The organism is Phaeodactylibacter xiamenensis (genome assembly GCF_965229835.1).
In the GTDB taxonomy this organism is placed as follows: Bacteria; Bacteroidota; Bacteroidia; order Chitinophagales; family Saprospiraceae; genus Phaeodactylibacter; species Phaeodactylibacter xiamenensis.
In genome coordinates, this window is record NZ_OZ245931.1 from 94,816 (window position 1) to 104,721 (window position 9,906).

At 51.8% G+C, this 9,906-nt stretch carries 5 protein-coding genes; 4 read left to right on the plus strand and 1 reads right to left on the minus strand.

Annotation, left to right across the window (positions count from 1 at the left end; translation table 11 throughout):
• The first annotated feature begins 1 nt into the window (after nucleotide 1).
• The 4 genes from ACO08I_RS00410 to ACO08I_RS00425 all read left to right on the plus strand — a co-directional run bounded on the left by ACO08I_RS00410 (nucleotide 2) and on the right by ACO08I_RS00425 (nucleotide 8,767).
• Nucleotides 2-1,474: a RagB/SusD family nutrient uptake outer membrane protein gene (locus tag ACO08I_RS00410; protein ID WP_282773760.1), complete on the plus strand. Its 1,473-nt coding sequence runs from the start codon at nucleotides 2-4 to the stop codon at nucleotides 1,472-1,474.
• Nucleotides 1,475-1,485: 11 nt separating this feature from the next.
• On the plus strand, nucleotides 1,486-3,036 hold the full coding sequence (locus ACO08I_RS00415) for a hypothetical protein (RefSeq protein ID WP_421948125.1): 1,551 nt from the start codon (nucleotides 1,486-1,488) through the stop codon (nucleotides 3,034-3,036).
• A 12-nt stretch (nucleotides 3,037-3,048) separates the two neighbouring features.
• Nucleotides 3,049-4,701: a family 16 glycosylhydrolase gene (locus ACO08I_RS00420; protein ID WP_421948126.1), complete on the plus strand. Its 1,653-nt coding sequence runs from the start codon at nucleotides 3,049-3,051 to the stop codon at nucleotides 4,699-4,701.
• A gap of 97 nt (nucleotides 4,702-4,798) precedes the next feature.
• The gene (locus tag ACO08I_RS00425) at nucleotides 4,799-8,767 is read left to right on the plus strand and encodes a T9SS type A sorting domain-containing protein (protein ID WP_421948127.1); all 3,969 of its coding nucleotides are present in this window, start codon (nucleotides 4,799-4,801) and stop codon (nucleotides 8,765-8,767) included.
• A gap of 91 nt (nucleotides 8,768-8,858) precedes the next feature.
• On the opposite strand, the gene ACO08I_RS00430 is transcribed toward ACO08I_RS00425, so the two are convergent.
• Nucleotides 8,859-9,767 (minus strand): aldo/keto reductase, encoded by a 909-nt coding sequence (locus ACO08I_RS00430; protein ID WP_421948128.1) that lies wholly within the window; start codon nucleotides 9,765-9,767, stop codon nucleotides 8,859-8,861.
• Nucleotides 9,768-9,906 lie beyond the last annotated feature (139 nt).

Genomic DNA, 9,906 nt, shown 5'->3' on the forward strand with positions numbered 1-9,906 from the left:
CATGAAATCTTTCCTTCAAAAAATAGGGATTGTCCTGCTGGTACTGACACTCAGTACAGCCTGTGAAAAGGAATTCATAGACCGGGCACCCGTTTACTCTATCGACTCGGAAAACTATTTCAACTCCGGGGACGACTACAATAATGCATTGATTGCGGCCTACGATATCCTGCAGTCCACTTATGTGAATGTACTGCTGGGCGAAATTGCGTCTGACAATACCCTCTGTGGTGGAGAAAGCGCTACCGACGTGGTGGGCTTTCAGCAGATCGACGATATGATCCACACCCCGGTAAATAGCAATCTCCGGGATGTCTGGAACTGGATGTTTGCCGGTGTCAACAGGGCCAGCTATATTCTGGAATTCCAGGATAAGACTGACTTCCCCGGCAAAGCGCAGGTTTTAGCGGAAGCTCATTTCCTGCGTGCTTACTACCACTTTGAGCTGGTCAAATGGTTTGGCCCGATTCCGCTGAATGGTGATGAGCGTTTTGCGATTGGCGATGAGACCCGAATCCCACGTTCTCCGGTATCAGATGTCTATGCTGCCATTGAGGAAGACTTGCAGTTTGCGGTGGAAAACCTGGCAGATGTAGCCCCTCAGACAGGGCGGGCCACCAAAGGCGCTGCTCAGGCGCTGCTGGGTAAGGCCTACCTCTATCAAGACAAGTTTGCCGAAGCAGCAACCGTGCTTCAGGAGGTGATCAATTCTGGCTTGTACGAGCTGGAACCGGACTACAGCGTCATTTTCGAGCCACAGGGCCAGAATGGTGTGGGCTCCGTTTTTGAGGTGCAGTACTCTGACGCAGAAGGTGCCGGTTTTGGCTGTCTGCAGTGCAGCGAGGGTAACGTAGCCGTTGGCTTCAATGGCATTCGTAACTATGTGGGCCCTGAGTTTGACAGCGGCTTTAGTTTTAATGTGCCGGTACAGGAAGCCTATGATGCTTACGAGCCGGGCGACAGCCGCCGGGACAATGCCATTCTTAATATTAATGCCTGGGCGGAAGAGACCGGAGCGACTTTCGGAACAGGGTATGAGCACACGGGCTTCTTCAACCGCAAATATCTGCCTCGCAAAGGCGATTCCAACATCGGTGATCAGAACCTGACTAACCCCAACAATTACCGGGCGATCCGCTACGCAGATGTGCTGTTAATGGCAGCAGAAGCCCTGAACCGGGGTAATATCGACGATGAGCTGGCACGCGAATACCTAAACCGTGTACGCCGCCGTGCATTTGGCGATATGGATCACGAAATCAGCGCCAGTGGCGGCGCGCTTACCGATTTCATCCTGGCAGAGCGCCGCCTGGAACTGGTAGGAGAGGGGCACCGCTTCTTTGACCTCGTCCGTACGGGCCGGGCTGCCGAAGCGATCGAAGGCTTTCAGGAGGGCAAGCACGAGCTGTTCCCTGTCCCCTTTGAAGAAATCCAATTTTCGAATGGAAACTGGGAGCAAAACCCAGGCTACTAAAATTGACAACTATGCGTATTTTAAAATATCAGCTATTTCTGTTCCTCCTCATCGGCTTATTCAGCTGTACGGAGGAAGATACGGTGCCTGAGCTGGAGGGCATACCGGCACCTTCAAATATTTCCGCCCTATTCACCATCGCTTCTGACAATTCCGGCGATGTGACGATTTTACCGGACGGGCAGGGGGTTACCCAATACACGGTCTTCTTTGGAGATGGCAGTGAGGAAAGCGTTGAACTTCAGCCCGGAGAAAGCGCCGAGCACACTTACACCGAAGGTACTTACACTGTTGCGATTGATGCGATGGGCGTAAATGGCAAAGTAACCAGCTACACCCAGGATCTGACCGTAGCCTTTGAGGCGCCTCAGAACCTGGAGGTGACCATCGTGCCTGTGCCTGGGGATCCATTTTCCATAGATGTAGCGGCTACCGCTGAGCTGGAAACCTTTTTTGAAGTTTTCTTCGGAGAAACCCCTGACGAAGAACCAGTTGCCTTTATGGAAGGCGAAACGATACGGCATACCTATAGCGCCACTGGCGAGTATGTGGTCAGAGTTGTGGCCCGCAGTGGCGGAACAGGCAGTGCAGAAGCTACAGATACGGTGACCATTGCCAATCCACTACTGTTGCCGATTGACTTTGAGGACCCTACTCAGGAGTATGTTTTCTCCAATTTTGGTGGCGCAACCTCCACCGTAATAGATAATCCGGATATGTCGGCTGCGAACCCAAGCAGCCGCGTGGCCCAGTTGAATAAAATGGATGGCTCAGAAGTCTGGGCAGGTTCTTTCCTGGAGCTGGGCGAGCCTGTTGATTTTGCTTCCGCACAAAAAATTGCGATCAAGACCTGGGCACCTGAAGCCGGTATAGACATTCTGCTCAAGGTGGAAAATGCCGCTAATCCGGATTTATTCCATGAAGTGATAATGCAGAATACTGTAGCCAACGAGTGGGAAGAGCTGGTTTTTGATTTCAGTGAGGCCGACTTCGCCAATGATTACAACCGTGTAGTGGTTTTCTTCAAATTTGGTACCGCTGGTGCAGGCGAAGATTATTACTTCGACGATATTGAAGTGACGGACGGTAGCGCAGAGCTGGTCTTTCCGGTGGATTTTGAAAACGCTAATATCAACTACAGCTTCGAAGGATTCGGCAATGCAGGCGCTTCGGTGGTGGCTAACCCTGACATGACTGCCCCGAACGAAAGCGCCAATGTAGTGGAGTTTATCAAAGCCGAAGGTTCAGAAACCTGGGGCGGTGTGTTCTTCGACATGAGCAACCCGATCGACTTTTCTACCCAAAAGAAAGTCCGTATGAAGGTTTGGGCACCCGCTGCTGATGTACAGGTCCTACTCAAGTTTGAGAACCTGGGCAACGGCGATATTTTCATTGAGCGTCCGGTACAAAATACAGTAGCGAACCAATGGGAAGAGCTGGAATTTGACTTCACCGATGCTGATTTCTCCAATGAATATCAGCGCGTGGTACTCTTCTTTGACTTTGGTAATGCCGGTACCGGTGAAGCCTACTATTTCGATGACATTCAACTTGTTGAGTAAAAAAATCAGACGATGAAATTTTTTCCCATATCTATAATACTGCTCAGTGCGCTGGTCTTTCTGGGGTGTGAAAAAGAAGACTACGAGTTTGGCGAGATCACAGCACCTTCCGGACTGGAAGTAGCGGTGAACATTGCCGGAGCAGATGATGCCAACCCCTACGGTGACGGCAGCGGGCTGGTGACTTTCACCGCTAATGCCAGCGATGCCATCACCTACAAATACGTATTTAGCGATGGTACAGAGCAAGTGTCGCCAACGGGCAAATTTGCCAAGCGTTTCACGCAGGTTGGTGTGAACACCTACACCGTAACCACTATCGCTTCCGGCAAAGCCGGTGTGTCCACTTCCTTTACACAGGAGGTGACGGTGCTCAGCAATTTCAACGATAATGAAGCCATGGAGCTCCTCACTGGTGGAAGCTCCAAAACCTGGTACTGGGCCGCAGATGAGCCGGGGCACCTGGGCGTAGGCCAGAATGATGACAACGCCGAACTGAACTACTTTGCCAACTATTATCAGGCTGTACCTTTTGAAAAAGACGGTGCAGCTGAGAGCACTTGCCTCTATCAGGATGAGCTGACCTTCTCTATGGACGGCAATCGGTTGCTGTACCAGCTAAACAACAAGGGGCAGACCTACTTCAATTTTAATTTCGAAGGTGTGGCGGGTGGCTCGAATGGCTTTGACTACTGCTACGACTTTGATGTGAGTGATGAGCCTCAGGTGGTGTCCCTTAGCCCTTCGGAGTCCGTTGTGGCTATGAATGGTATCCCCGGGCTGACCCGCGGAACCGTCATGAACTTCACCGATGGTGGTTTTATGAGCTACTACGTGGGTTCCTCCACCTATGAGATCCTGTCCGTCACAGAGAACCGCCTGGTAGTCCGGGTCGTGCAGGGCAACGATCCTGGCCTGGCCTGGTACCATATATTTACCTCCACCAAGCCAGGAGCTGACGAGCCTGCGTTCGACAACCTGGTCTGGTCAGATGAGTTTGATACCAATGGTGCACCGGACGAAGCCAACTGGAGCTACAATACCGGTACCGGCAGCAACGGCTGGGGCAACGGCGAGGCGCAGTTCTACACCGACAGTCCGGAGAACGTGATCGTGGAAGACGGCTTGCTGAAGATTACTGCCCGCCGCGAAGAATTTGGCGGATCACAGTTTACCTCTGCCCGGATTGTATCTGAAGATAAGTTTGAATTTACCTACGGGCGGGTGGACGTTCGGGCGAAGCTGCCAACCGGTGGCGGTACCTGGCCGGCGATCTGGCTTTTAGGCGAAGACTATCAGACCAATACCTGGCCCGCCTGTGGCGAAATTGATATCATGGAGCACGTGGGCAACGAACAGGATCGCATTTTCTCCTCCCTGCATTTCCCGGGTAACTTTGCCGGCGATGCGGTAACCCAGTCCACCGATCTGCCCGGAGCCTCCGAAGACTTCCACACTTACTCCGTTACCTGGACCGAAGATTTCATCCGTTTCCTGATTGATGATGAGGTGTACCACACCTTCGCCAATAATCCGGATTTGCCTTTCAACAACGATTTCTTCCTGATCCTGAATGTCGCCATGGGGGGCAACTTCGGTGGAACAATTGACCCCGCCTTCATGGAATCTACCATGGAAATCGACTGGGTGCGGGTTTACCAATAAACGAATCAGCTGCTGCGGGCTGCCTGACCAATGGCCCGCAGCAACTTCTTTTCCTTAACTAAACTTTCCAAATGGACGTAAAAAACTGTATGAGACTATGAAAAAAATTATTCTACTCTTTTTGTGCCTCAGCCCGCTATGGGGCATGGCACAATCCGAGCCCACTATGGCTGCCCCTACGCCCACGCAAGATGCAGGGGACGTAATTTCTTTGTTTAGCGATGCCTATACAGATGTACCTGTGAATACGTATGCAGCCCCATGGAGTGCCGGGACTGTATCAGATGTACAGGTGGATGGCAATGCTGCCAAGCTCTATACCAATCTGGACTTTGCAGGTATCGAAATGCTTGACGATAACGCATTGGACCTCGTTGCGGCAGGCATGACACACCTCCATGTTGACGTATGGACACCGAATGCCACGACTTTCCGTGTCAATATGGTCGATTTCGGTGGCGACGGCTTCGGTGGTGGCAATGATACCAACTTCAACCTGCCGTTTGAGAACTTCACACAGGGCGAATGGGTCAGCCTGGATATTCCGCTGACGGATTTTACAGGGATGAATCAAACGGATGTTTCACAGTTAGTCCTCTCTGCTGTACCGGCTGGCGAGGCTACCATTTACCTGGACAATCTGTTCTTTTACGCGGGCGTGCTGCCTCCGGCACAAATGGACCTGCCGGTGACATTCGATGAAGACAACGTGCTCTACAGCACAATCGATTTTGGTGGCACTTCCTCTATGCTGGTGGAAGACCCTGAGAACGCAGGCAATACCGTAGTAGAGACCGTGAAAATGGCGGGCGCAGAAATCTGGGCAGGTACGACCCTGTCTGAAAACCTCGGTGGTACGCCCAACGATCCCGGTTTCGCAAGTGCGATCCCTTTCTCCTTCGCGGAAAGCGTGATTTCTGTGCGCGTTTGGTCGCCCGCAGCTGATGTTCCGGTCCGCCTGAAGGTAGAGAACTCCATGGACGCCGGTATTTTTGTGGAAACCGAAGACACCACTACAGTTGCCGGCGCCTGGCAGACGCTGGAGTTTGAGTTTAAGAATCAGGTAGACGGTACTCCCGCTATCGACTACGCCGCGATGTATGACAAGTTGTCTATCTTTTTTGACTTCGGTACTTCTCCGGCTGCAGATGCAACCTACTACTGGGACGATGTGATCTTTACCGGTACGACTACTGTTGGCGGTACGACTCCTATGACCGCTGCGCCAACCCCAACTGAAGATCCTGCCAATGTAATTTCCCTGTTCAGTGATGCCTACACAGACGTACCAGTAAATACCTTCCTGGCGGTGTGGAGCAATGCCGCTTTGGAAGACATCGAAATCGAAGGCAATCCTACCAAGCTGTACACTAACCTGGACTTTGCGGGTATTGAAATGCTGGATGACAATGCCCTTGACCTCGTTGCAGCCGGCATGACCCATCTGCATGTGGATGTTTGGACACCCAATGCGACGACTTTCCGTGTCAATATGGTCGATTTCGGTGGCGACGGCTTCGGTGGTGGCAATGATACCAACTTCAACCTGCCGTTTGAGAACTTCACCCCTGGCCAATGGGTCAGCCTGGATATTCCGCTGACGGACTTTATGGGGATGAATCAGACCGATATTTCTCAGCTTGTGCTTTCAGCAGTGCCAGCCGGGGCGAGCACCATTTATCTGGATAACCTGTATTTCTACCAGGGCGTTACGCCCCCTGCGCAGATGGATCTGCCGGTGACATTCGATGAAGACAACGTGCTCTACAGCACAATCGATTTTGGTGGCACTTCCTCTATGCTGGTGGAAGACCCTGAGAACGCAGGCAATACCGTAGTAGAGACCGTGAAAATGGCGGGCGCAGAAATCTGGGCAGGCACGACCCTGTCTGAAAACCTCGGTGGTACGCCCAACGATCCCGGTTTCGCAAGTGCGATCCCTTTCTCCTTTGCGGAAAGCGTAATTTCTGTACGCGTTTGGTCGCCCGCAGCTGATGTTCCGGTCCGCCTGAAGGTAGAGAACTCCATGGACGCCGGTATTTTTGTGGAAACCGAAGACACCACTGCAGTTGCCGGCGCCTGGCAGACGCTGGAGTTTGAGTTTAAAAATCAGGTGGAGGGTACCCCCGCTATTGATTATGCAGCGATGTACGACAAGCTGTCCATCTTTTTCGACTTTGGTACTTCTCCGGCTGCAGATGCAACCTACTACTGGGACGATGTGATCTTTACCGGCACGACTACCGGCGGTACAACTCCTATGAGCGCTGCGCCAACCCCTACCGAAGACCCTGCCAACGTGATTTCCCTATTCAGTGATGCTTACACAAACGTACCAGTGAATACCTTCCTGGCCGTTTGGAGCGCGGCAGTACAGGAAGACATCGAAATCGAAGGCAATCCCACCAAGCTTTACACTAACCTGGACTTTGCGGGTATTGAAATGCTGGATGACAATGCCCTTGACCTCGTTGCAGCCGGCATGACCCATCTGCATGTGGATGTTTGGACACCCAATGCCACGACTTTCCGCGTCAATATGGTCGATTTCGGTGGAGACGGCTTCGGTGGTGGCAATGACACCAACTTCAACCTGCCGTTTGAGAACTTCACCCTGGGCGAATGGGTCAGCCTGGATATTCCGCTGACGGACTTTATGGGGATGAATCAGACCGACATTTCTCAGCTTGTGCTTTCAGCGGTACCCGCCGGGCAGAGCACTGTTTATCTGGACAACCTGTATTTTTACAAGGAAGCAGTACAGACCGGCGATCAAATGGATCTTCCTGTCACCTTTGATGACCCTGAGGTGCTGTACAGCACTATCGACTTCGGAGGCACAGCCTCTACCATTGTGGAAGACCCTGAAGCAGCAGGTAATATGGTTGTGGAAACGGTGAAAACGGCAGGCGCAGAAACCTGGGCCGGCACTACACTGTCCGAAGACCTTGGCGGCACGCCCAACGATCCTGGTTTTGCCTCCGCCATTCCTTTTACAGATGAAGCGACTATCATTTCTGTACGGGTGTGGTCACCCGCAGCCGATATTCCGGTCCGCCTGAAGGTTGAGAATTCAATGGATGCAGCAGTATCCGTGGAGACAGAGACGATGACCACAGAAGCAGGTGCATGGCAAACGCTTGAGTTTGAATTCAAGAACAACGTGGGCGGCACCTCGGCGCTCGATTATGAGGCTGTTTACAATAAACTGTCCATTTTCTTCGATTTTGACACTTCTCCGGCAGAAGACGTTACCTATTACTGGGATGATATCATCTTCACCGGAACCACCACCACAGGAGAGGATCCTACTCCAATGGAGCCTGCTCCAACACCTACTGTTGACCCTGCATTTGTGATTTCTATGTTCAGCGACGCCTATGCCGATGTACCGGTAGATACCTGGCTGACAACCTGGAGCGCTGCAAATTTGGAAGATATCGAGATCGAAGGCAACCCCACCAAATTGTATACGGCACTGGATTTTGCCGGTATAGAAACGGTAGGTCCAAATGCCATTGACTTAGTGTCTACAGAAATGACGCACCTGCACGTGGATTTCTGGTCGCCTAACAGCACCACCTTCCGCATAAAACTGGTCGACTTCGGCGGTGACGGCTTCGGTGGCGGCAATGATACCGAGTTTGAGATCCCGTTTGAGCTGGCACAGGAAGAATGGGTCAGTCTTGATATTCCGCTGGTCGATTTTGAGGGTATGAATCAGGATGATATCTCACAGTTTATCATCTCTTCTCTGCCAGCAGGAGGGTCCACGGTATATCTGGACAACGTCTATTACTACGATGCTGATCCAAGCAGTACGAATGCCCCTGAGCTCGGCGTTGCTAAGGCTTTCCCGAACCCGGGCCATGACAACTTTACTATTACCGCACCAGCTATTATGGACGAGGTGATCCTCTATAATGCTTCCGGTCAGGTAGTAAAAACCTGGCAGCCACTGAGCACGCAGTTGAATGTAGATGCTTCTAATCTGAACCCCGGCGTTTATGTCGCTATGGTACAGTCTGGCAGCCGCCTGATGGTGGTACGCCTGATCAAGCAGTAAACCTAAAATCAGGTTTCATACTACGTATTTTTTGAGCTACAATTGGACGAAACCCTGTCTCTTCGGAGGCAGGGTTTCTTGTTGTAGGAAGCTATGCGACTTCTGATCCGGTGGAAGCCTGCAGCAGTTCAAACCATTCTTCCTGGCTCATCATGATGTGTACCGCATCGGCAGCTGCTTTTAGGCGTTCTATGCGGGCAGTGCCGACTACGGGCAGAATACCCGAAGGGTGCCGCATCAACCAAGCCAGTAGTAATTGGTCTACGCCAATATTTTGCTGCCGCCTTTCGATGATTTCCCGGGCAGTGTTCAGGATACGTTGCGCTCGCTCATCGGGCGATGTACTAAAAATACTCCCTCCGCCCAGCGGCGACCATGCCATAGGCCGAATCCGGTGCTGCTGGCACTGATCGAGGGTGCCATCGGTAAAGGGTGGCAGGTGGAGCAGAGCGGCTTCCACCTGATTCGTAACGAGTGGAAAACGGCTGTTGAGCAAATCAAACTGAGCGGGCGTGAAATTGGATACCCCAAAATAGCGCACCTTCCCTTCCTTCTTCAGATATTCAAACTCCCCGGCAATCAAATCAGCGTCCATCAAGGGGCTGGGCCGGTGGATGAGCAGGAGGTCAATGTAGTCTGTGTTCAAATTGCGCAGAGACCGGTCTACGGAGGCGCGGATGTGCTCCGGGCTGGTATCGTACGACTTGATGCGGTGGTGGGACCGCTGTGGTACCTGCATTTTGATGCCGCATTTGGTCACCAGCTGCATTTTGTCCCGAAGGCTTGGCTGAAGCTTCAGCGCCTCACCAAATTCCGCTTCGGTGGTGTAGTTGCCATAGATATCCGCGTGGTCGAAAGTGGTCACTCCATAAGCCACACTTTCTTCAATCAGGCGAAGCATGTCCCGGGTGTTGAGCTGATGCCCCCAAAGCCCCCATTTCATAACGCCAAAAACAATGCGGGAAAATGTAGGGCCTTGCTCAGAAAGGGAAGTGGTCATAAGTCTGTGGTTTTTGCATTGGCCTAAAGGTAGTAAGCTCGTATAGATTAGGAGTGGATTGAATTTATTTTTAGTTTTTACTTTTACTCATTTAGAATTTTCTTTTTATTTAAGCGAAAGACAAACCTAAACGATATGA